The 21,713-nt window shown below is 54.3% G+C and carries 22 protein-coding genes; 14 read left to right on the top strand and 8 right to left on the bottom strand.

Features of this window, described 5'->3' with window-relative positions; translation table 11 throughout:
* The first annotated feature begins 1 nt into the window (after position 1).
* From lpxA to JWF83_RS09745, 10 genes are all read left to right on the top strand, one after another.
* Positions 2–790, top strand: coding sequence for an acyl-ACP--UDP-N-acetylglucosamine O-acyltransferase (gene lpxA / locus JWF83_RS09790; RefSeq protein ID WP_413650022.1), 789 nt, complete (start codon positions 2–4; stop codon positions 788–790).
* A gap of 3 nt (positions 791–793) precedes the next feature.
* Complete coding sequence (gene lpxB, locus JWF83_RS09785; RefSeq protein ID WP_413650021.1) at positions 794–1,942, top strand: lipid-A-disaccharide synthase; 1,149 nt, start codon at positions 794–796, stop codon at positions 1,940–1,942.
* Entirely contained in the window at positions 1,935–2,543 is a 609-nt protein-coding gene (gene rnhB / locus JWF83_RS09780; RefSeq protein ID WP_413650020.1) for a ribonuclease HII, read from the top strand. The genes lpxB and rnhB overlap by 8 nt, the downstream gene beginning before the upstream one ends.
* Positions 2,544–2,657: 114 nt before the next feature.
* The gene (gene dnaE / locus JWF83_RS09775; RefSeq protein WP_413650019.1) at positions 2,658–6,140 is read left to right on the top strand and encodes a DNA polymerase III subunit alpha; all 3,483 of its coding nucleotides are present in this window, start codon (positions 2,658–2,660) and stop codon (positions 6,138–6,140) included.
* Between the two features lie 12 nt (positions 6,141–6,152).
* Positions 6,153–7,112 carry an acetyl-CoA carboxylase carboxyl transferase subunit alpha gene (accA, locus tag JWF83_RS09770; protein ID WP_413650018.1) on the top strand — a complete coding sequence of 320 codons (960 nt, stop codon included), beginning with the start codon at positions 6,153–6,155 and terminating at the stop codon, positions 7,110–7,112.
* Between the two features lie 165 nt (positions 7,113–7,277).
* Positions 7,278–8,408 (top strand): ABC transporter substrate-binding protein, encoded by a 1,131-nt coding sequence (locus JWF83_RS09765; RefSeq protein WP_413650017.1) that lies wholly within the window; start codon positions 7,278–7,280, stop codon positions 8,406–8,408.
* 119 nt (positions 8,409–8,527) lie between these two features.
* A complete protein-coding gene (locus tag JWF83_RS09760) occupies positions 8,528–10,675 on the top strand; it encodes a lysine decarboxylase LdcC (RefSeq protein ID WP_413650016.1) in 2,148 nt (715 codons plus the stop codon).
* Between the two features lie 78 nt (positions 10,676–10,753).
* Positions 10,754–11,143 (top strand): VOC family protein, encoded by a 390-nt coding sequence (locus JWF83_RS09755; protein WP_413650015.1) that lies wholly within the window; start codon positions 10,754–10,756, stop codon positions 11,141–11,143.
* 47 nt (positions 11,144–11,190) lie between these two features.
* Positions 11,191–12,492 carry a tRNA lysidine(34) synthetase TilS gene (gene tilS / locus JWF83_RS09750; RefSeq protein ID WP_413650014.1) on the top strand — a complete coding sequence of 434 codons (1,302 nt, stop codon included), beginning with the start codon at positions 11,191–11,193 and terminating at the stop codon, positions 12,490–12,492.
* Between the two features lie 13 nt (positions 12,493–12,505).
* Positions 12,506–12,820: a c-type cytochrome gene (locus JWF83_RS09745; protein ID WP_413650013.1), complete on the top strand. Its 315-nt coding sequence runs from the start codon at positions 12,506–12,508 to the stop codon at positions 12,818–12,820.
* Positions 12,821–12,854: 34 nt separating this feature from the next.
* On the opposite strand, the gene rof is transcribed toward JWF83_RS09745, so the two are convergent.
* Entirely contained in the window at positions 12,855–13,118 is a 264-nt protein-coding gene (rof, locus tag JWF83_RS09740) for a Rho-binding antiterminator (protein ID WP_413650012.1), read from the bottom strand.
* Positions 13,105–13,305, bottom strand: a complete 201-nt coding sequence (locus JWF83_RS09735; RefSeq protein WP_413650011.1) for a YaeP family protein — start codon at positions 13,303–13,305, stop codon at positions 13,105–13,107. The genes rof and JWF83_RS09735 overlap by 14 nt, the downstream gene beginning before the upstream one ends.
* A gap of 134 nt (positions 13,306–13,439) precedes the next feature.
* Here JWF83_RS09735 and JWF83_RS09730 point away from each other — a divergent pair, with 134 nt between their 5' ends.
* Genes JWF83_RS09730 through JWF83_RS09720 form a run of 3 tightly spaced genes read left to right on the top strand, consistent with a single transcriptional unit; the run spans position 13,440 to position 14,841 of the window.
* On the top strand, positions 13,440–13,994 hold the full coding sequence (locus tag JWF83_RS09730; protein ID WP_413650010.1) for a YaeQ family protein: 555 nt from the start codon (positions 13,440–13,442) through the stop codon (positions 13,992–13,994).
* A complete protein-coding gene (gene arfB, locus JWF83_RS09725; protein WP_413650009.1) occupies positions 13,991–14,401 on the top strand; it encodes an alternative ribosome rescue aminoacyl-tRNA hydrolase ArfB in 411 nt (136 codons plus the stop codon). Before JWF83_RS09730 ends, arfB begins: the two co-directional genes overlap by 4 nt.
* 32 nt (positions 14,402–14,433) lie before the next feature.
* Positions 14,434–14,841, top strand: coding sequence for a copper resistance protein NlpE N-terminal domain-containing protein (locus JWF83_RS09720; protein WP_413650008.1), 408 nt, complete (start codon positions 14,434–14,436; stop codon positions 14,839–14,841).
* Positions 14,842–14,879: 38 nt separating this feature from the next.
* Here the strand turns inward: JWF83_RS09720 and proS are convergent, their stop codons facing one another.
* From proS to metN, 6 genes are all read right to left on the bottom strand, one after another.
* Complete coding sequence (gene proS / locus JWF83_RS09715; protein WP_413650007.1) at positions 14,880–16,598, bottom strand: proline--tRNA ligase; 1,719 nt, start codon at positions 16,596–16,598, stop codon at positions 14,880–14,882.
* Between the two features lie 166 nt (positions 16,599–16,764).
* On the bottom strand, positions 16,765–17,472 hold the full coding sequence (gene tsaA, locus JWF83_RS09710) for a tRNA (N6-threonylcarbamoyladenosine(37)-N6)-methyltransferase TrmO (protein WP_413650006.1): 708 nt from the start codon (positions 17,470–17,472) through the stop codon (positions 16,765–16,767).
* Positions 17,469–17,876, bottom strand: a complete 408-nt coding sequence (gene rcsF / locus JWF83_RS09705; RefSeq protein ID WP_413650005.1) for an Rcs stress response system protein RcsF — start codon at positions 17,874–17,876, stop codon at positions 17,469–17,471. The genes tsaA and rcsF overlap by 4 nt, the downstream gene beginning before the upstream one ends.
* Positions 17,877–18,025: 149 nt before the next feature.
* Positions 18,026–18,841, bottom strand: a complete 816-nt coding sequence (locus JWF83_RS09700) for a MetQ/NlpA family lipoprotein (RefSeq protein WP_413650004.1) — start codon at positions 18,839–18,841, stop codon at positions 18,026–18,028.
* Between the two features lie 37 nt (positions 18,842–18,878).
* Positions 18,879–19,532 (bottom strand): methionine ABC transporter permease MetI, encoded by a 654-nt coding sequence (locus tag JWF83_RS09695; protein ID WP_413650003.1) that lies wholly within the window; start codon positions 19,530–19,532, stop codon positions 18,879–18,881.
* A complete protein-coding gene (gene metN / locus JWF83_RS09690; RefSeq protein WP_413650002.1) occupies positions 19,525–20,556 on the bottom strand; it encodes a methionine ABC transporter ATP-binding protein MetN in 1,032 nt (343 codons plus the stop codon). The genes JWF83_RS09695 and metN overlap by 8 nt, the downstream gene beginning before the upstream one ends.
* 189 nt (positions 20,557–20,745) lie before the next feature.
* Here metN and gmhB point away from each other — a divergent pair, with 189 nt between their 5' ends.
* The gene (gene gmhB, locus JWF83_RS09685; RefSeq protein ID WP_413650001.1) at positions 20,746–21,306 is read left to right on the top strand and encodes a D-glycero-beta-D-manno-heptose 1,7-bisphosphate 7-phosphatase; all 561 of its coding nucleotides are present in this window, start codon (positions 20,746–20,748) and stop codon (positions 21,304–21,306) included.
* The last annotated feature ends 407 nt before the right edge of the window (positions 21,307–21,713 follow it).

Below are 21,713 nucleotides of genomic sequence, written 5' to 3'. Positions count from 1 at the left end.
CGTGATAGACCAAACCGCCGTAATCCATCCGAGTTCAATTGTTGAAGAGGGCGCCATTATCGGCGCTCGCGTCCATATTGGCCCATTTTGCTTTATTGGCGCTAACGTTGAGATCGGTGAAGGCACTGTACTGAAGTCCCATGTGGTGGTGAATGGCCACACGCGCATTGGTAAGGATAATGAGATTTATCAATTTGCTTCGATTGGTGAAGTGAATCAGGATCTCAAATATGCCGGTGAACCGACGCGCGTGGAAATTGGCGATCGCAACCGCATTCGCGAAAGCGTGACTATCCACCGTGGCACCGCGCAGGGTGGTGAGCTGACCAAAGTCGGCAGCGATAACCTGCTGATGATCAATGCCCATATCGCCCATGACTGCGTGATTGGCAACCGCTGTATTTTTGCCAACAACGCCACCCTGGGTGGTCACGTTACCGTCGACGATTTTGCCATTATTGGCGGCATGACGGCGGTTCATCAGTTCTGCATCATCGGCGCTCACGTGATGGTCGGCGGTTGTTCTGGCGTTGCGCAAGATGTGCCGCCTTTCGTTATTGCGCAGGGTAACCACGCAACGCCATTTGGTATCAATATCGAAGGGCTGAAACGTCGCGGTTTTAGCAAAGAAGCACTGCATGCGATTCGCAATGCTTACAAGCTATTGTACCGCAGCGGCCGCACGCTGGATGAAGTGAAGCCAGAGATTGAAGCGATCGCGCAGGCGCACCCGGAAGTGCAGCCGTTCTATGATTTCTTTGCGCGTTCAACGCGAGGTCTGATTCGTTAACTCATGCTAAAGCGTCCTTTAACGATTGCCCTGGTCGCCGGAGAAACCTCCGGCGATATTCTTGGTGCCGGTTTAATCCGTGCCCTGAAAGAGAAGCACCCTGATGCGCATTTTGTTGGCGTTGCAGGCCCGTTGATGCAGGCGGAAGGCTGTGAAGCCTGGTACGAGATGGAAGAGCTGGCGGTGATGGGCATCGTCGAGGTGCTGGAGCGTCTGCCGCGTTTGCTGAAGATCCGTCGCGATCTGACCCGTCGTTTTAGCGCACTGCGGCCAGATGTATTTGTCGGTATTGATGCGCCAGATTTTAATATCACCCTGGAAGGGCGTTTAAAACAGCGCGGCATCCGTACCATCCATTACGTCAGCCCGTCAGTCTGGGCGTGGCGACAAAAACGCGTTTTCAAAATTGGCAGAGCCACCGATCTGGTGCTGGCATTTCTGCCGTTTGAAAAAGCGTTTTATGATCGCTTTAATGTTCCCTGCCGCTTTATTGGTCACACCATGGCCGATGCCATGCCGCTGCAGCCGGATAAACTGGCGGCGCGCCGGCAACTGGGTATTGATGAAAATGCCCGCTGTTTAGCGTTATTACCCGGCAGCCGCGGTGCGGAAGTCGAGATGTTGAGCGCCGACTTCCTGAAAACGGCACTGCTGCTGCGCGAAAAGTGGCCGCAGCTGGAAATTGTCGTGCCGCTGGTGAATGCCAAACGGCGCGAACAGTTTGAACGTATTAAAGCGGAAGTGGCGGCGGATGTGCCGATGCATCTGCTGGATGGACATGGCCGCGAGGCGATGGTGGCCAGCGATGCCGCGCTACTGGCATCAGGCACTGCCGCGCTGGAGTGTATGCTGGCCAAGTGTCCGATGGTTGTCGGCTATCGCATGAAGCCCTTTACTTTCTGGCTGGCCGAACGTCTGGTGAAGACCGATTATGTTTCGCTGCCGAATTTGCTGGCCGGTCGTGAACTGGTGAAAGAGCTGTTGCAGACCGAGTGCCAGCCCGAACGGCTGGCGGCGGCGCTGGAACCACTGCTGTCCGCGGGTGAGACGCGCGATGCGCTGCTGGCGACTTTTTATGAGCTGCATCACCAAATCCGCTGGAACGCGGACCAACAAGCGGCGGAAGCCGTGCTGGAGCTGGCGAATGTCTGAGTTTATTTATCCGCTGGCGCGCTGCATTGCTGGTGTTGATGAAGTGGGCCGCGGACCGCTGGTCGGCGCGGTGGTCACTGCTGCGGTGATTCTCGATCCGGCAAGGCCAATCAAGGGCTTAGCGGATTCGAAGAAATTGTCTGAAAAGCGTCGTCTGGCGTTGTACGATGAAATTAAAGCCAATGCATTGGCCTGGAGTGTAGGACGCGCAGAGCCGGAAGAGATTGATCGGCTGAATATCCTGCATGCCACCATGCTGGCGATGCAGCGAGCGGTTGCCGCTCTGCCGCTGGCGCCGGATTACGTTTTAATTGATGGCAATCGCTGCCCGGCGTTGCCGATGCCGTCACTGGCAGTGGTCAAAGGCGATAGCCTGGTGGCAGAGATCAGTGCGGCTTCTATTATTGCCAAGGTGACGCGCGATCGTGAAATGACCGAGCTGGATAAACTGTTTCCGCAGTATGGCTTTGCCCGGCACAAAGGTTATCCGACCGCGTTCCATCTGGAAAAACTGACGCAGCATGGCGTCACGGCGCACCATCGCCGCAGTTTCGCACCGGTACGCAATGCGCTGCTGGATGCTGAAGTACAGGCGCGCTGATTTATTTTTTCCGGGGGCCATCAATGGCTCCTCTGGGATGCGCAGCGGACGGCATAGATCGATGCCGCTCGCTTAACTACCCGATATACGTTTTGACCGGAGCTGGAAATATTTATGGCTGAACCACGTTTTATTCACCTGCGCGTCCACAGCGACTACTCCATGATCGATGGACTCGCCAAGACTGCGCCATTGGTGAAAAAAACGGCGGCGCTCGGTATGCCAGCGGTCGCCATTACCGACTTCACCAACCTGTGCGGTCTGGTGAAGTTTTATGGCAGTGCCCATGGCGCTGGCGTAAAACCGATTATCGGTGCTGATTTCCTGGTCTCCAGCGAACTGATGGGCGATGAACTGACGCATATCACCGTGCTGGCGGCCAATAACATCGGTTATCAGAACCTGACCTTGCTGATCTCGCGAGCTTATCAGCGGGGTTACGGCGCGGCGGGGCCAATTATCGACCGCGACTGGCTGATGGAGCTGCAGGAAGGGATGATTCTGCTGTCCGGCGGGCGCCGTGGCGATGTGGGCAAAAGCCTGCTGCGCGGCAACCCGGCGCTGGTATCGCAATGCCTGGCGTTTTATCAGCAGCACTTCCCCAATCGTTACTATCTGGAGCTGATCCGTACCGGTCGCCCGGACGAAGAGAGCTATCTGCACGCCGCCGTAGAGCTGGCGATTGCCGAAGGCATTCCGGTGGTGGCGACCAATGAAGTCTGTTTTATTAACGCTGAAGATTTTGACGCTCACGAGATCCGCGTGGCGATCCATGACGGCTTTACGCTGGATGATCCAAAGCGCCCGCGCAATTACAGTTCTCAGCAATATATGCGCAGTGAAGAGGAGATGTGCGAGCTGTTCTCGGACATCCCGGAAGCGCTGGAAAACAGCGTAGAGATTGCTAAGCGTTGTAACGTCACCATCCGCCTCGGCGAGTACTTCCTGCCGCAGTTCCCGACCGGTGAGATGAGCACTGAAGATTTCCTGGTAATGAAATCCAGGGCGGGGCTGGAAGATCGTCTCGAGTTTCTGTTCCCGGATCCGCAGGAGCGCGTGGAAAAACGTCCGGAGTATGACGACCGTCTCGATATCGAGCTAAAGGTTATCAACCAGATGGGCTTCCCCGGTTACTTCCTGATCGTGATGGAGTTTATCCAGTGGTCGAAGGATAATGGCGTGCCGGTTGGGCCTGGACGTGGTTCCGGCGCCGGTTCGCTGGTGGCCTATGCGCTGAAAATTACCGACCTCGACCCGCTGGAGTTTGACCTGCTGTTCGAACGCTTCCTCAACCCGGAACGTGTTTCGATGCCCGACTTTGACGTCGACTTCTGCATGGAAAAACGCGACCTGGTGATTGAGCACGTCGCCGATATGTACGGGCGCGAAGCGGTATCGCAGATTATTACCTTTGGTACCATGGCGGCAAAAGCGGTGATCCGCGACGTTGGCCGGGTACTGGGGCATCCGTACGGCTTTGTCGATCGGATCTCCAAACTGGTGCCGCCCGATCCGGGAATGACGCTGGAGAAAGCCTTTGCAGCGGAACCGCAGCTGCCGGAAATCTACGAGGCGGATGAAGAGGTTAAAGCGCTGATTGATATGGCGCGTAAGCTGGAAGGCGTCACGCGTAACGCCGGTAAACACGCCGGTGGTGTGGTGATTGCGCCGACCAAAATTACCGATTTTGCGCCGCTTTATTGCGATGAAAACGGTAATCATCCGGTTACCCAGTTTGATAAGAACGACGTCGAGTACGCCGGTCTGGTGAAGTTTGACTTCCTCGGCCTGCGTACCCTGACGATAATCGACTGGGCGTTAAAAATGATTAACGCCCGGCGTGAAAAGCAGGGTGAGCCGCCGATCGATATCGCCGCTATCCCGCTGGAAGATAAAAAAAGCTTCGACATGCTGCAGCGCTCGGAAACCACCGCGGTGTTCCAGCTTGAATCGCGCGGTATGAAAGACCTGATCAAGCGCCTGAAGCCTGACTGCTTCGAAGATATGATCGCTCTGGTGGCGCTGTTCCGTCCGGGACCGCTGCAGTCGGGGATGGTAGATAACTTTATTGACCGTAAGCATGGTCGCGAAGCCATCTCCTATCCGGATATTCAGTGGCAGCATGAGTCGCTGAAACCGGTACTGGAACCGACCTACGGCATTATTCTGTATCAGGAACAGGTAATGCAGATTGCCCAGGTGCTGGCCGGTTACAGCCTTGGCGGCGCGGATATGCTGCGTCGTGCGATGGGTAAAAAGAATCCGGTCGAGATGGCCAAACAGCGCGGCGGCTTTGAAGACGGCGCCAAATCGCGCGGCATCGACGGTGAATTGTCGGTAAAAATCTTCGACCTGGTAGAGAAGTTCGCCGGTTACGGGTTTAACAAATCGCACTCCGCCGCTTACGCGCTGGTCTCTTATCAGACCCTGTGGCTAAAGGCGCACTATCCGGCCGAGTTTATGGCGGCGGTAATGACCGCCGATATGGATAACACCGAAAAAGTGGTTTCGTTGGTGGATGAGTGCTGGCGTATGGGATTAAAAATCCTGCCGCCGGATATTAACTCCGGGCTGTATCACTTCCACGTGAATAACGATGGTGAGATCGTCTACGGTATCGGCGCAATTAAAGGCGTCGGCGAAGGGCCGATTGAGGCGATCCTTGAAGCGCGTAACGAGGGCGGGTATTTCCGCGAACTGTTTGATCTCTGCGCGCGTACCGACACGAAAAAACTGAACCGACGGGTACTGGAAAAGCTGATTATGTCCGGGGCATTCGACCGCCTTGGACCACACCGCGCCGCGCTGATGAGTGCGCTCGGCGACGCGCTGAAAGCGGCCGATCAGCATGCCAAAGCGGAAGCCATTGGTCAGGCCGATATGTTCGGCGTGCTGGCGGAAGCGCCGGAGCAGGTGGAGAAGTCGTATGCCGACGTCACGCCGTGGCCGGAACAGATTCAGCTGGATGGTGAGCGTGAAACCTTAGGGTTATATCTCACCGGTCATCCGATCAACCAGTACCTGAAAGAAATTGAGCGCTACGTTGGCGGTACGCGCCTGAAAGACATGCACCCGACCGATCGTGGTAAAGTTACCACGGCAGCCGGTCTGGTGGTGGCGGCCCGCGTGATGGTCACAAAACGCGGTAACCGTATTGGCATCTGCACGCTGGATGACCGTTCTGGTCGTCTGGAAGTGATGTTGTTCACAGATGCGTTAGATAAATACCAGCACTTGCTGGAGAAAGACCGTATCCTGATCGTCAGCGGACAGGTCAGCTTTGATGACTTCAGTGGTGGCCTTAAGATGACCGCCCGCGAACTGATGGACATTGATGAAGCACGCGAAAAATATGCGCGCGGGCTTGCTATCTCGCTGACTGACAGGCAAATTGATGACCAGCTTTTGAACCGTCTCCGTCAATCCCTGGAACCCCATCGTTCGGGAACCATTCCGGTACATCTCTACTATCAGAGAGAGGATGCGCGGGCGAAGTTGCGCTTTGGCGCAGCCTGGCGCGTGTCGCCCAGCGATCGTTTACTTAACGATCTACGTTCGTTGATAGGATCGGAGCAGGTGGAACTGGAGTTTGACTAAAACAGGAATATTATGAGTCTTAATTACCTGGATTTCGAACAGCCAATCGCAGAACTGGAAGCGAAGATCGATTCGCTGACTGCGGTTAGCCGTCAGGATGAAAAACTGGATATTAATCTGGATGAAGAAGTGCAGCGCCTGCGCGAGAAAAGCGTTGAGCTGACACGTAAAATCTTCTCAGATTTGGGGGCCTGGCAGATCGCGCAGTTAGCGCGTCATCCGCTGCGTCCATACACGCTGGACTATGTCCGCAACGTGTTTACCGACTTTGACGAGTTGGCTGGCGATCGTGCTTATGCAGATGATAAAGCGATTGTTGGCGGTATTGCTCGTCTGGACGGTCGTCCGGTGATGATCATTGGTCATCAGAAAGGCCGCGAAACCAAAGAGAAAATTCGTCGCAACTTCGGTATGCCGGCGCCAGAAGGCTATCGCAAAGCGCTGCGCCTGATGGAGATGGCTGAGCGTTTCAGGATGCCGATTCTGACCTTTATCGACACTCCGGGCGCGTATCCTGGTGTTGGTGCGGAAGAACGCGGCCAGTCTGAAGCGATTGCCCGTAACTTGCGTGAGATGTCTGGCCTGAAAGTGCCGGTGATCTGTACCGTTATCGGCGAAGGTGGTTCCGGTGGCGCACTGGCGATTGGTGTTGGCGACAAAGTGAATATGTTGCAGTACAGCACCTACTCGGTGATTTCACCGGAAGGCTGCGCATCAATTCTGTGGAAAAGCGCGGACAAAGCGCCGCTGGCTGCAGAAGCGATGGGCATTACCGCGCCGCGCCTGAAAGAGCTGAAACTGATCGATACCGTGATCCCGGAGCCGCTGGGCGCTGCGCACCGTAACCCGATCGCCGTGGCCGCGTCGTTAAAAGCGCAGCTGCTGGCCGATCTGGCCGATCTTGATGTGCTGAATACCGAGGAGCTGCTTAACCGTCGTTATCAGCGCCTGATGAGCTACGGCTACGCCTGAGTTTATCGGCCCTTCCCCCGTAATGGGGGAAGGGAGTGTTGCTTCCCCCCTGCCGCTCCCCTTTGCTGATAGTCACCCAAAGAAACTGATTGCTCACGCTTTTATCTGCGGATAAGATGCTGTCGCTTTTTGATAATAATAATCATTTTCTTTTAGAGGTTAATCATGCAATACCTGTGGAGTCGCATCGCGCTGTTGCTGGCGGCGCTGGCACTGGCGCATAACGCGCTGGCTGTCCCTTTTGTGGTCGAAGATGTTAGCGGCCGTAAAGTTGAAATTAAATCAGAAGTGAAACGCATTATTCTCGGCGAAGGCCGTCAGATCTATTTACTGGCGGCTTTTGATACCGATGCGCCTTTTAAACGCGTCGTCGGCTGGCGTGACGATTTACCGAAAGCCGATTTTGACAGCTATCAGATCTATGCGACGAAATATCCGCAGATCACTTCACTGCCGACCTTTGGCGGCGCCAAAGATGGCACCTTCAATGTCGAGCAGGCGCTGACCTTAAAGCCGGACCTGGTATTGATGAACCTTGAGTCGAAGGCGGCTACCGACGAATCAAAACTGATCGAAAAACTGGCTGGCGTCGGGATCCCGGTGGTGTTTATCGATTTTCGCGAAAAGCCGTTTGAAAATGCAGAAAAAAGCATTCGCATTATGGGCCAGCTGGTGAATAAGCCGCAGCGCGCTCAGCAGATCATCGATTTCCGTCAGCAGCAGATCGATCGGGTGGTCAATCGCCTGAAGAATTACCAGGGCCCGCGTCCGAAAGTGATGATCGACCGCGCCGGCGGTTATACCGAAGAGTGCTGTATGTCATTTGGCGATGAAAACTTTGGCCGCATGGTGGAAGTGGCTGGCGGTGACAATATTGCCAAAGATCTGATCCCCGGTACCTTCGGTACGCTGAACCCTGAGCAGATTATCAGCGCCCGTCCTGACGTAGTGGTGGTGACCGGTGCCAACTGGAAGAACTACAATACTGCCAATGGCTGGGTTGGCGTTGGCCCGGGAGCGGATGAGAAACTGGCGATCCAGCGTCTGCAGGCGCTAATGGCGCGCTCAGCATTTAAGACCCTGCCGGTGGCCAGCAATGGAAATGCTCATGCTATCTGGCATCAATTCTATGACAGCCCGTATCAGTTTGTCGCCATCCAGGCATTAGCCAAATGGATGCATCCCGACCTGTTTAAAGATCTCGATCCGGACGCCACTTTCCGTGAGTTCCATCAGCGTTTTCTGCCGGTGGAGTATAAGCCTGGCTATTGGGTAACCCTGCCAGCGACTAAATAACCCCCCGCGGGCCGGAAGGACTACTGGCCCGCCATCAGTTATCCATCTTTGTCCGATCGTGGTGCGGGTTGCAATCCGCTATGCTTAGCGCTGGCAGCAAATTCACCAGGAGATGTGCATTGAATATCATCGCGATCATGGGACCGCACGACGTTTTCTATAAAGACCAGCCGATCCGGGAACTTGACACCGCCCTCTGCGCGCAGGGATTTCAGCTTATTTATCCGAAAAATGCCGATGACCTGCTTAAGCTAATTGAACACAATTCACGTATTTGCGGCGTGATCTTCGACTGGGATGAATACAGTCTCGACCTGTGCAGCGAAATCAACCAGCTCAATGAATACCTGCCGCTGTATGCCTTTATCAACACCCACTCACAGCTTGATGTCAGCATCAATGAGATGCGCATGGCGCTATGGTTTTTTGAATATGCGCTGAATGCCGCAGAGGATATTGCGCAGCGCATCCGCCAGTACACCAATGAATATATTGATACCATTACGCCGCCGCTGACGCGCGCGCTGTTTACCTATGTAAAAGAGGGGAAATACACCTTCTGTACCCCGGGTCATATGGCGGGTACCGCCTTTCAGAAAAGCCCGGTCGGCACCCTGTTTTATGATTTCTTTGGCGCCAATACCCTGAAGGCTGATGTTTCTATCTCGGTCACCGAACTCGGGTCACTGCTCGACCATACCGGTCCGCATCTGGAAGCCGAAGAGTATGTGGCGCGTACCTTTGGCGCTGAACAGAGTTATATGGTGACCAACGGCACCTCCACCTCCAACAAAATTGTTGGTATGTATGCCGCGCCAGCGGGCAGCACGGTGCTGATTGACCGTAACTGCCATAAGTCGCTGACCCATCTGCTGATGATGAGCGATATTGTGCCGATCTGGTTGAAGCCAACCCGTAACCCGCTGGGTATCCTGGGGGGGATCCCGCAGAAAGAGTTCAGTCGCGACAGTATTGCCCGCAAAGTGGAGCAGACAGCGCGCGCCAGCTGGCCGGTACATGCGGTGATAACCAACTCCACCTATGATGGCCTGCTGTATAACACCCGCTACATCAAACAGACGCTGGATGTGCCCTCCATCCACTTTGATTCCGCCTGGGTTCCCTATACCAATTTTCATCCGATCTATGCCGGTAAAAGCGGTATGAGCGGCGAACGTACGCCGGGTAAAGTGATTTACGAAACCCAGTCGACTCATAAACTGCTGGCGGCATTCTCGCAGGCTTCGCTGATTCATATTAAAGGCGATTATGACGAGCAGACGTTTAATGAAGCCTACATGATGCATACCACCACCTCGCCAAATTATGCGATTGTCGCTTCCATTGAAACCGCAGCGGCGATGCTGCGTGGCAATCCGGGCAAACGGCTGATTAATCGCTCGGTGGAGCGCGCACTGCATTTTCGTCGTGAAGTGCAACGCTTGCGGGAAGAGTGCGAAGGCTGGTTTTTTGATATCTGGCAGCCGGAAGCGGTGGATCAGGCCGAATGCTGGCCAATTGAGCCGGGTGACAGCTGGCACGGCTTTATCGATGCCGATCACGATCATATGTATCTCGATCCGATTAAAGTTACCATTTTGACGCCCGGAATGAGCCAACAGGGAGTGATGGCCGATGAGGGGATCCCGGCGGCGCTGGTGGCGAAATACCTTGATGAGCGCGGTGTGGTGGTAGAGAAAACCGGGCCTTATAATCTGCTGTTCCTGTTCAGTATTGGCATTGATAAAACCAAAGCCATGAGCCTGCTACGCGGGCTGACCGAGTTTAAGCGCGCTTACGATCTGAATCTGCGGGTGCAAAATATGCTGCCGGATCTGTATGCCGAAGATCCTGACTTCTACCGCAATATGCGTATTCAGACGCTGGCGCAGGGGATCCATACGCTGATCCGTCAGCACGATTTGCCGCGCCTGATGCTACAGGCCTTTGATGTTCTGCCGGAAATGAAAATGACCCCGCATCAGATGTTCCAGCAGCAGGTAAAAGGCAATGTGGAAACTGTCGATATCAGCCAGCTGGTAGGCCGCGTCTCGGCGAATATGATCCTGCCATACCCGCCCGGCGTGCCGCTGGTGATGCCGGGTGAGATGATCACTGCCGAAAGTCGCGCGGTGCTCGATTTTCTGCTGATGCTCTGTACCATTGGTGAGCACTATCCGGGCTTTGAAACAGATATTCATGGCGCGAAACTTACCGATGAAGGGCGCTATCTGGTACGGGTATTGAAAAATCCGCTAACGCTGTAAATCGGTATTTCCTCCCCTTGTTGCCGGCACCTGCAGCAGGTATGGTGCTGGTAATGGCTTATCAGTTAAGGACTTATCATGCTGGGATTAAAGCAGGTTCACCATATTGCTATCATCGCCACCGACTATGCACGCAGTAAAGCCTTCTACTGCGATATTCTCGGTTTTACGCTGCTGGATGAGGTGTACCGAGAGCAGCGGCATTCATGGAAAGGGGATTTGGCGCTGAACGGGCAATATACCATTGAACTGTTCTCCTTCCCGCATCCTCCGGCGCGGGTTAGCCATCCTGAAGCCTGTGGTCTGCGCCATCTGGCATTTAGCGTTGATGATCTCGATCGCGCTTTTGCGCTGCTGGCGGATCGCGGCGTGCTCTGTGAGCCGATTCGCGTTGATCCCGTGACCGGCAAGCGCTTTACCTTTTTTAACGATCCCGACGGTTTGCCGCTGGAACTGTATCAGGCGTAGAATACCCGCTGACTTTCACCGGGTTATCCGAGGTTGCTGACATCGCCATGCCACTGCTTTCCACTCTCGACGCACAGTTAGCCGGGCATTCACGCCTGCTGGTGGCCTACAGTGGCGGGCTGGATTCCACCGTATTGCTTCATCTGCTGGTACAGCTGCGCGCCGCTCATCCGGCGCTGCAACTGCGCGCCATTCATATTCATCATGGTCTGAGCCCTTTTGCCGACGGCTGGCGGCAGCATTGTCAGCAGCAGTGTCAGCTCTGGCAACTGCCGTTACTGGTTGAACATGTGCAGGTGGATGGCCGCGAGCAGGGCATAGAAGCCGCCGCGCGTACCGCACGCTATGCTGCTTTCCGGCGTCATCTGCAGCCAGGGGAAACCCTGCTGACGGCGCAGCATATTGATGACCAGTGTGAAACCCTGCTGCTGGCATTAAAGCGCGGCAGTGGTCCGGCCGGGCTATCGGCGATGCCGGCCAGTATGGCGCTGGGCGACAATCAGTTACTACGGCCATTACTGACCAGCAGCCGGCAGCAGCTGGAGGCGTGGGCACAACAGCATCAGCTGAGCTGGATTGAAGATGAAAGCAATCAGGACCTGCGCTATGACCGTAACTTCCTGCGCCAGCAGGTGTTGCCGCTACTGAATCAGCGCTGGCCGCACTTTGCGCAAGCCACGGCACGCAGCGCCGCACTTTGTGGCGAACAGGAGCAGTTGCTGGACGAGCTACTGGCCGAGTCGCTGGCGGCGCTGTTGCAGCCCGATGGTTCACTGTTAATCGCACCACTACAACCGCTTAGTGATGTGCGGCGCTATGCGCTGTTGCGTCGCTGGATTAGTAGCCAGGGGGGATTGATGCCGTCGCGCGCTGCGCTGCAGCGTATCTGGCGTGAAGTGGTCAACAGTCGCGAAGATGCCGCGCCGGCTCTCCGTCTCGGCGATAACGAAATTCGTCGCTATCGCCAGGCGCTATACTGGCTGCCGCTGCGTCCTTCGCTGCGTGACTGCGTGATCCCATGGCTCAGCCCGTGGCAACCGCTGGCGTTGCCGCAGCAACTCGGGGTGCTGCGCGTCGCTGACGCGGGGATTGAATTGCGGCAGCCGCGCGCAAATGAAGTGGTGACGATTCGTTTTTATGCTCAGGGTGACTTTCATATTGTCGGTCGCGCGGGTGGCCGGGCAATCAAGAAGTTATGGCAGGAATTCGCCATCCCGGTCTGGCAGCGGGAACGTACGCCGCTGCTGTTTTATGGTGAACAATTAATTGCCGCACTGGGGGTGTTTATTACCCATGAAGGACGCGCCGCAGATAACAACAGCTGGTGCATCAGCTGGTTAGCCGAATAAGCAAAAGAGAGCCATGATGAACAAGCGCCTTTGGTTACTGCTGCTGGCATGCAGCACTCTCCCGGCGCTGGCCGCCGGGGATATCGCCGCCGGTCAGCAAAAATCCGCCACCTGTCTCGCCTGCCATGGCGCGCAAGGCAAAGCCTCAGTCCCGCTCTACCCGAACCTGGCGGGACAGCACAGCGACTACCTGCTGCACGCGCTACAGGCATATAAAAAAGGCGAACGCAGTGGCGGTCAGGCGGAGGTGATGAAGGCGTTTGTCGCCGGATTAAGCGATCAGGATATGGCGGATTTATCGGCGTATTATGGCAGCCTGCAGCCGTGAAAGGGCAGGGGCGGAAGAGTTTCCGCCCGCATGTTTAATCAGACTCGCTGACCACCACCGTTCCCAGCTTCGGGTGGCTGAAACTGGCAATATGGTCCAGTCGCAGTTCGCGCTGTTCGCCAGCCTGGTCGACTGCCAGATATTCGACGTTTTTCCGCGACACCATATCTGTGGCCTTCGCGCTGAGCTTTTCGCCGTTTTTTAATTCCAGCGACAGCATCCAGTTATTTTGGCAGGCGAGCTCGAGATTATCGTAGTCATCACAATTGATCGGTTTATACGCTTCATTCGTCAACATAATCGCTCACCAATAAGTTTGCTGCAGCATAAGCTGCCTGTTCCCTGATAGAAGAGTTTAGCTCACTATTAGCAGCTATCTCATCCAGTGCTTTTAACGCACAACCTATCGCGTCCGGCACGTATCCCAGATCGCCACTGCCTATCTCGGCATATTTACGGCGAACTAATTCACAATACTTTTGCACATGCACCTCCTTCAGAGCATAACCCTTTGGCTAGTAAGCGACTATACCACAGGCTTTTACGGGAAATCAGCCCGTAGCAGGGTGATTTGCTGTCGCGGCGCGTTACAATGGTTAATCTGATAATGAGGGATCTCATGGCACTTAAAGCAACGATTTACAAAGCCAACGTTAATGTCGCGGATATGGATCGCAACGTGTTTCTCGACAGCAGCCTGACGCTGGCGCGTCATCCATCGGAAACCGAAGAGCGTCTGATGCTGCGGCTGCTGGCGTGGTTATGCCATGCCAGTGAGCGTTTGCAGTTTACGCGCGGCCTCAGCGCTGAAGATGAACCTGAAATCTGGCGCATGAACGACCATAACGGCATCGAAGAGTGGATCGATTTAGGTTTGCCAGAGGAGCGGCGGATAAAAAAAGCCTGCAACCGCTCCGCTTGCGTATATCTGTATACCTATAACGCCCGTGCGGCGCAGATCTGGTGGCAGCAACAGCAAAGCAAGCTATCGCAGCAGCAAAACCTGACGGTACGTTTTCTTGATGATCGGCAATTGAGTGCGCTGACTGCCTTTGCTGCGCGTAACATGACGCTGCAGGCGACCGTGCAGGATGGCACTATCTGGCTATCCGACGATAAAAATCATCTGGAAGTGCGCTTCACTGACTGGCTGATTAATGGCAAAGTACCATGATTTTTTTATCACGTAACGTTACTATCAGTGATGCTGAATTAGAGATTACCGCCATCCGCGCGCAGGGCGCGGGCGGACAGAATGTGAATAAGAGTTCCACGGCAATTCATTTGCGCTTTGATATCCGCGCATCATCACTGCCTGAGTTTTATAAAGAGCGGCTGTTAGCGGTCAGTCATCACCTGATTACGCCGGACGGCGTGGTGATTATCAAAGCGCAGGAGTATCGCAGCCAGGAGCTGAATCGCGAAGCGGCGCTGAAACGGCTGGAAAATCTGATTAACGAATTAACCGTGGTGGAGAAAAAACGTCGCGCCACTCGTCCGACGCTGGCGTCAAAAAAACGCCGGCTGGAGGGGAAAGCGCGCAAAAGCGCCACCAAAACCTTGCGTGGTAAAGTGTGCTAAACCGCCCGGGCGGTAGAGGATAGGGGGATGCGGTGAAAAATATTTTCCTGGTGATGCTGGCGACGCTGGCGCTCGCCAGCTTATTTGGCTGTCACAACCGTAGCGCCGGGCCACAGCCGCCGCTGCAAGCGATGCAGCAAAGCTATCGCGGTATGCTGCCGTGTCGTAATGATTGCCAGGCGCTGGAAGCGTCGTTGTTTCTCGCGCAGGATGGCAGCTATGTGCTGGAACAACGACAGGTGGGCAACGGAAATATTCGCACCGCGCAATATGGTAAGTGGGCGCGCACCGCCGACCGACTGACATTGATTGAAGCAGGCGGCAGAAAGCAGATCTTCCGTGCTACCGATAACGGGCTGGAAATGATTAGCCGGGAGGAGGCGCTGGTTGATGCGCAGCATCACTATGTGCTGATGCCGCTAACGCGCCAGCGGACGTGAGGCTAAAAATCGGGCCGGTAAAAACCGGCCCGCAGAGATTATTTGTTGATCTCAGCCAGCAGGAAATCAACGATTTCACTGGTTTTGATCATCCGTTTTTCCCCTTCACGACGCGCTTTATACTCAATTTCTTCGCTATCGAGGTTACGGTCACCAATCACGATGGTGTGCGGCACGCCAATCAGTTCCATATCGGCAAACATCACGCCCGGACGCTCTTTACGGTCATCAAGGATCACGTCGACACCTTTGGCACGCAGCGTGGTGTACAGCTCTTCCGCCACATCTTTCACGCGGAAAGATTTATGCATATTCATTGGCAGAATCGCGACCTGGAAAGGTGCCAGCGCCGCAGGCCAGATAATGCCGCGATCGTCATGGTTCTGCTCAATGGCGGCCGCGACAATGCGGCTGATGCCAATACCGTAGCAGCCCATGGTCATCACCTGGTTACGACCATCTTCCCCCTGAACCGATGCTTTCATCGCTTCAGAGTATTTGGTGCCCAGCTGGAAAATATGACCAACTTCAATACCACGTTTGATCAGCAGCGTGCCCTTACCATCCGGGCTGGCATCGCCTTCCACCACGTTACGGATATCGGCAACCTGTGCTTCTGGCAGATCACGCAGCCAGTTAATGCCAACCAAGTGCTTACCGTCAACATTGGCGCCGGCGCTGAAATCGCTCATTTTGGCAACGGTACGATCCGCCACAATCGGTAACGTCAGACCAACCGGACCAAGTGACCCCGGGCCCGCGCCAACTGCCGCACGAATCTCTTCTTCAGTAGCAAAGGTCAGCGGAGCCGCAACCATGGCGATTTTTTCCGCTTTCACTTCATTCAGCTCATGATCGCCACGCACCAGCAGGGCCACCAGGGAATGACCGCTCTCTTTGGTGGCTTTCACCAGCAGCGTCTTGACGGTTTTTTCGATTGGCAGATTAAACTGTTCAACCAGCGCGGCGATGGTTTTGGCATTCGGCGTATCGATCTCACGCATCTCCTGCGTGGCGGCCGGACGTTCGCCTGCTGGCGCAATGGCTTCCGCCAGCTCAATATTGGCGGCAAAATCCGATGCGGTGGAGAAGACGATATCGTCTTCACCGCTCTGTGCCAGCACCTGGAATTCATGCGAGGCGCTGCCGCCGATAGAACCGGTATCCGCCTGTACCGCACGGAAATCCAGCCCCATACGGCTAAAACTCTGGCTGTAGGCGCGATACATCGTATCGTAAGTTTCCTGCAGCGATGCCTGGCTGGTATGGAATGAGTAAGCATCTTTCATGATGAACTCGCGTGCGCGCATTACACCAAAGCGCGGACGCACTTCATCGCGGAATTTAGTCTGGATCTGGAACAGGTTCAGCGGCAACTGTTTGTAAGAGCTCAGCTCGTTACGGATCAGGTCGGTGATCACCTCTTCATGAGTCGGACCGAGCACAAAAGGGCGCTCGCCGCGATCCACAAAACGCAGCAGCTCAGGGCCATACTGCTCCCAACGTCCACTCTCCTGCCACAGGTCGGCGGGTTGCACCACCGGCATGGAGATCTCAATGGCACCGGCGTTGTTCATTTCGTCGCGCACGATGTTTTCAACTTTCTTCAGTACGCGCAAACCGGTTGGCAACCAGGTGTAAAGACCGGATGCCAGCTTGCGGATCATCCCGGCGCGCAGCATCAGCTGGTGGCTAATGACTTCGGCATCGGCAGGAGTCTCCTTTTGAGTGGAGAGCAGATATTGACTAGTACGCATGTTGTTACGATTCCATTTAAGCGGAAAAAAACGAAAGAAAACTGACCTAAAACACTGGCGGCTAGTGTACCAGCCTGCCTGAATCCTCAAAAGAGAGAGGGTGACATAATATTTGCAGCGGGGATAACTGCAACACTGTGGCCATTAATGGCCCCCACGCAACATATTAGCGGGGATCGACGGCAATAACCTCGGTTCCCGCGGCGGTAACACGCCAGCGTATATTAAACTCCAGTAACCAGACGGCATATTCGCGGTCCGGCTCTTCACCTTTACGGTAAGCGGGGCGGGGATCCTGTGCCAGCACCTGGCTAATAAAACGCGCAAGATGCGGGTAGCACTGTTGCTGCCGGGCAATTTGTTGCTGTGCGGTGGCAGAGAAACTTACCGGCATATCGGCGGCCGGGGCATGTCGGGCAAAACCGGCGCGGGCATCAGGTAACGCCTCGGCGAACGGCAGATAGGGTTTGATATCGACAACCGGCGTGCCATCGACCAAATCAAGGCTGCCAAGCTGCAGGATCACCCGGTTTTTTTCGCAACGGATATCCAGCAGTTCAACCAGCGACATCCCTATCGGGTTGGGGCGGAAGGTCGAGCGGGTGGCAAACACCCCCATTCGCGCATTCCCCCCCAGCCGGGGTGGTCTGACCGTCGGGCGCCAGCCGCCGTCCATCGTCTGATGAAAGATAAATAGCAGCCAAAGGTGGCTGAAATCTTCCAGACCGCGAACCGCTTCCGCCTGATTGTAGGGCGGCAGCAGATGTAGTTCGCCGCCGCCGTCCTGAATCAAACCCGGCTGGCGTGGAACGGCAAATTTTTCCTTCCAGGGAGAGCGGATAACACCGATTTGCTCGAAGGAAAAGGCGGTCATTGCGCAGCGACTTTCAGCGCTGAGCCCTGGCAGATAGCCTGGCGATAGCACCCCTGAGAGGAGCTGACGATTTCACACTTATGCAGCAGCACCGCATTAGCCTTCATCGCTGCGGCGCGAATCTGCATTCTTTTACGCGCGGTATTAATATTAGGCGGCGAGTCTTGCGTGCTGCTCTGGCAGTCATCACCAGCAACTTCGCCTAAGTCACGGAATGGCTTGCTGATCAGGTCTTCAGCATTGGTATACAGTTTGACCGGCAGCGGACGGGGAGCGGGTTTGGTGTGCGCGGGTTCAGTCGGCGTCGATTGCGTGGTTGAGCTGCGAATCGGTTCTGGTGACTTGTGCAGCGTTGAACACCCTGCCAGCGACAGCGCTAACAAACAGAGCGGTATAACACGCATGGGACAATCCTCATGTTTTTAAAAGTGGCGTTATTGAAGCAAGCTATGGTTGAAATGACAAGCGGCGAAGCGGGATGAGACCGATGTGATGACGAAAAAGAAGGGCGACGTTGCCGCCGCCCTCGGTTGATGTAGGTTAAAGCGGAGAATTACCAGCCTTTAACTGCGCCACCGTTAAAGATTTTGTTTGCTGCGTCGTTTACTTCGTCAGACTGATAAGCCTGGACGAATTTCTTCACGTTTTCCGCGTCTTTGTTATCTTCACGAGCCACGATCAGGTTAACGTATGGTGACTGTTTGTCTTCAACAAAGATGCCATCTTTCGCTGGCGTCAGGCCGATCTGGCTGGCATAAGTGGTGTTGATCACCGCCAGCGCAATCTGCTGATCGTCAAGCGAACGTGGCAGCTGTGGTGCTTCCAGCTCAACCAGTTTCAGTTTTTTCGGGTTGTCGATCACGTCCAGTGCGGTTGGCAGCAGGCCAACACCTTCTTTCAGTTTGATCAGACCCTGTTTCTGCAGCAGCAGCAGGCTGCGGCCAAGGTTAGTTGGGTCGTTAGGAATCGCTACCTGAGCGCCTTCCTGCAGTTCGCTCAGCGATTTGATTTTCTTTGAGTAGCCGGCAATTGGGTAGACAAAGCTGTTGCCTACTGCGACCAGTTTGTAACCGCGGTCTTTGATCTGCTGATCCAGGTAAGGTTTGTGCTGGAAGGCGTTGACGTCAATGTCGCCTTTACTCAGCGCTTCGTTTGGCAGTACGTAGTCGTTAAAGGTAACCAGTTCAACGTCCAGGCCGTACTTCTCTTTTGCCACTTTCTGCGCCATTTCAGCAACCTGCTGCTCAGCACCGACAATGACACCCACTTTAATGTGGTTTGGATCTTTCTCTTCCTGACCACAACCTGCCAGCGCCAGAGAACCGATCAGCGCACCCACAGCGGCGAGAGTTTTAAATTTAAAAGACATATCCGTTCCTTCAAAATGAAATTGATGTTGCTTGTGTTTACTTGTGGGTTACCGCACGTACGATGCGCTCGCCACAGAATTGAATCAAATACACCAAAACCACTAACAATACTAATACCGTATTCATTACTGTGGCGTTGTATCCGATATAACCATACTGATAGCCAATCTGACCAAGACCGCCAGCACCGACGGCGCCACCCATAGCGGAGTAACCAACCAGCGTGATCAGCGTAATGGTCGCCGCATTCACCAGGCCCGGCAGCGCTTCCGGCAACAGCACTTTACGAATGATCTGCAGCGGCGTGGCGCCCATGGCGCGCGAGGCTTCAATCAGCCCGGTTGGCAGTTCCAGCAGGGTATTCTCCACCATACGCGCAATAAACGGGGCGGCGCCGACGGTCAGTGGCACAATCGCGGCCTGTAGCCCGATAGAGGTGCCGACGATCATCCGCGTGAAGGGGATCATCCATACCAGCAGGATAATAAAAGGAATCGAGCGGAAGATATTTACCATTGCCGACAACACGCGGTACAGTTTTGCGTTCTCGATAATTTGTCCCGGACGGGTGATATACAACAGTACGCCAACCGGCAGACCCAGTACAAAACCAAAAAAGCCAGAGACAAAGGTCATCATCAGGGTTTCCCATACGCCCCGGCCCAGTAACCACATCATTGCCTCAGACATAACCCAGTACCTCAACTTTCACGTGATGCTCCTGCAGGAAAGCGATAGCCGCGGCGGTATCTGCCTCTTCGCCATCCATTTCCGCCAGCATAATGCCGAATTTCACGCCACCGGCGTAATCCATCTGCGCGCTAATAATATTGTTATTAACATTAAAGCGACGCGCTGCTTCTGAAAGTAAAGGAGCATCGACGGATTGACCGGTGAACTCCAGACGCAATAGCGGCACGGTATCGACTTTAACTTCAGGCGACATGCGGTCGAGATAGTCCTGTGGAATATCAAGATGCAGCGTCGACTGAATAAACTGCTGTGCCAGCGGAGTCTTTGGATGCGAGAACACTTCACTGACGCTGTCTTTTTCAATCAGCTCACCATTACTGATGACCGCAACCTGATCGCAGATGCGTTTCACCACATCCATTTCATGGGTGATCAAGAGAATGGTAATGCCCAGACGGCGGTTAATGTCTTTCAGTAGCTCCAGAATAGAGCGGGTGGTTGCCGGATCGAGGGCGCTGGTGGCCTCATCGCACAGTAATACTTTGGGATTGCTGGCCAGGGCTCGGGCAATGGCCACGCGCTGTTTCTGGCCGCCAGACAGATTGGCCGGCCAGACATCTTTTTTATCCGTCAGACCAACCAGATCGAGTAATTCGGTCACCCGTTGTTTGATTTCATCGCGCGAAAGATTACCTAACTCCAGCGGCAGGGCGATATTGCCGAATACCGTACGCGAGTTCAGCAGATTAAAGTGCTGGAAAATCATGCCAATCTGCCGACGAGCATGGGTCAGCTGGCTTTCGGAAAGCGTGGTCAGTTCCTGACCATCGACCAGTACGCTACCGGAGGAGGGGCGTTCAAGCAGATTAACACAACGGATCAGCGTACTTTTGCCAGCCCCCGATGCGCCGATGACGCCGTAAATTTGTCCGCCAGGCACATGCAGGCTGACATCTGACAGCGCTGTAATGGTGCGTGAGCCTTGCTGGAACACTTTGGTAATATTTGAAAGTTTTATCATTGATTTATTTATTATCGTGATGAAAGTTGTCCGTGGCGTTTCGTGTCGTCAATCTTCGCTATCGCGAAACTGGAATGGATGGTAAGGCATCCAGACGTCTAAATCAATGGAAGTCATTCAATCTGGCATTCTCTCTTTTATTGCAATCATGCGATACTGTGCAGCAAATTTAGTAGCAGGAGTTTCTACGTGGCAGAGCTTGTACCCGCAATTTTCCTCGATCGTGATGGCACCGTGAATGTCGATCACGGCTATGTCCATGAAATCGATAACTTCCAGTTTATCGACGGCGTTATTGACGCGATGCGTGAACTTAAAAAAATGGGCTTCGCTCTGGTACTGGTGACTAATCAGTCCGGTATTGCGCGCGGTATGTTTAGTGAAGATCAGTTTATGAAGCTTACCGAGTGGATGGACTGGTCGCTGGCCGATCGTGACGTCGACCTTGATGGTATCTATTTCTGCCCGCATCATCCGCAAGCGGTGGATGAGGCATACCGCCAGCAGTGCGATTGCCGTAAGCCACAGCCGGGCATGTTGCTCTCCGCACAGCAGGAACTGAATATTGATATGTCTGCTTCTTATATAGTAGGCGACAAGCTTGAAGATATGCTGGCAGGTAAAGCGGCCGGCGTGGGTAAGAAAGTACTGGTGCGAAGCGGTAAGCCGGTTACGGCAGAAGGCGAAGCGGCAGCGGATTGGGTGATTAATAGCCTTGCAGATCTGCCAAAACGCATTAAACAGGGTTAAAAAACAGCGTTTCGTATGAAGTTGCGGCAAGCGGCAAAAAAGTTGAGATTTCTGCTTGCTATCCCGCGTGGCCTCCCTATAATGCGCAACCACTGAGACGGAACAACGGCTTACACAGCGGCGTGTCAGGCGGTTCAGAATGCGTTAAATCGCTTCCGAATCGCCGGAGAAAAACTTCTGAAAAACGGGGTTGACTCTGGGAGAGGAAAGCGTAATATACGCCACCTCGCAACAGCAAGCGAAGCTGCTGATTGCACTGCTCTTTAACAATTTATCAGACAATCTGTGTGGGCACTCGCAGGGTTGATATCGCAAACCATCTCCGGATGGAAAAAATTTGAAATATCAAGTCTCAAGAGTGACTACTATATTCATTACGAATAACAGTTTTAATTCTTTGAGCATCA

It is taken from the genome of Pantoea sp. B65, assembly GCF_047308185.1.
In the GTDB taxonomy this organism is placed as follows: domain Bacteria; phylum Pseudomonadota; class Gammaproteobacteria; order Enterobacterales; family Enterobacteriaceae; genus Erwinia.
Note: the sequence above shows the minus strand (reverse complement) of the source record. Positions and strands in the feature narration are given on the sequence as shown.

Excerpts from the sequence above, each read along its gene's own strand:
- dnaE (WP_413650019.1), top strand. The coding sequence starts at position 2,658 with ATGGCTGAACCACGTTTTATTCACCTGCGCGTCCACAGCGACTACTCC.
- tilS (WP_413650014.1), top strand. The coding sequence starts at position 11,191 with ATGCCACTGCTTTCCACTCTCGACGCACAGTTAGCCGGGCATTCACGC.
- JWF83_RS09765 (WP_413650017.1), top strand. The coding sequence starts at position 7,278 with ATGCAATACCTGTGGAGTCGCATCGCGCTGTTGCTGGCGGCGCTGGCA.
- JWF83_RS09700 (WP_413650004.1), bottom strand. The coding sequence starts at position 18,841 with ATGTCTTTTAAATTTAAAACTCTCGCCGCTGTGGGTGCGCTGATCGGT.
- JWF83_RS09730 (WP_413650010.1), top strand. The coding sequence starts at position 13,440 with ATGGCACTTAAAGCAACGATTTACAAAGCCAACGTTAATGTCGCGGAT.
- accA (WP_413650018.1), top strand. The coding sequence starts at position 6,153 with ATGAGTCTTAATTACCTGGATTTCGAACAGCCAATCGCAGAACTGGAA.
- rof (WP_413650012.1), bottom strand. The coding sequence starts at position 13,118 with ATGTTGACGAATGAAGCGTATAAACCGATCAATTGTGATGACTACGAT.
- proS (WP_413650007.1), bottom strand. The coding sequence starts at position 16,598 with ATGCGTACTAGTCAATATCTGCTCTCCACTCAAAAGGAGACTCCTGCC.
- JWF83_RS09745 (WP_413650013.1), top strand. The coding sequence starts at position 12,506 with ATGATGAACAAGCGCCTTTGGTTACTGCTGCTGGCATGCAGCACTCTC.
- metN (WP_413650002.1), bottom strand. The coding sequence starts at position 20,556 with ATGATAAAACTTTCAAATATTACCAAAGTGTTCCAGCAAGGCTCACGC.
- JWF83_RS09755 (WP_413650015.1), top strand. The coding sequence starts at position 10,754 with ATGCTGGGATTAAAGCAGGTTCACCATATTGCTATCATCGCCACCGAC.
- rnhB (WP_413650020.1), top strand. The coding sequence starts at position 1,935 with ATGTCTGAGTTTATTTATCCGCTGGCGCGCTGCATTGCTGGTGTTGAT.
- tsaA (WP_413650006.1), bottom strand. The coding sequence starts at position 17,472 with ATGACCGCCTTTTCCTTCGAGCAAATCGGTGTTATCCGCTCTCCCTGG.
- lpxB (WP_413650021.1), top strand. The coding sequence starts at position 794 with ATGCTAAAGCGTCCTTTAACGATTGCCCTGGTCGCCGGAGAAACCTCC.
- arfB (WP_413650009.1), top strand. The coding sequence starts at position 13,991 with ATGATTTTTTTATCACGTAACGTTACTATCAGTGATGCTGAATTAGAG.
- JWF83_RS09695 (WP_413650003.1), bottom strand. The coding sequence starts at position 19,532 with ATGTCTGAGGCAATGATGTGGTTACTGGGCCGGGGCGTATGGGAAACC.
- rcsF (WP_413650005.1), bottom strand. The coding sequence starts at position 17,876 with ATGCGTGTTATACCGCTCTGTTTGTTAGCGCTGTCGCTGGCAGGGTGT.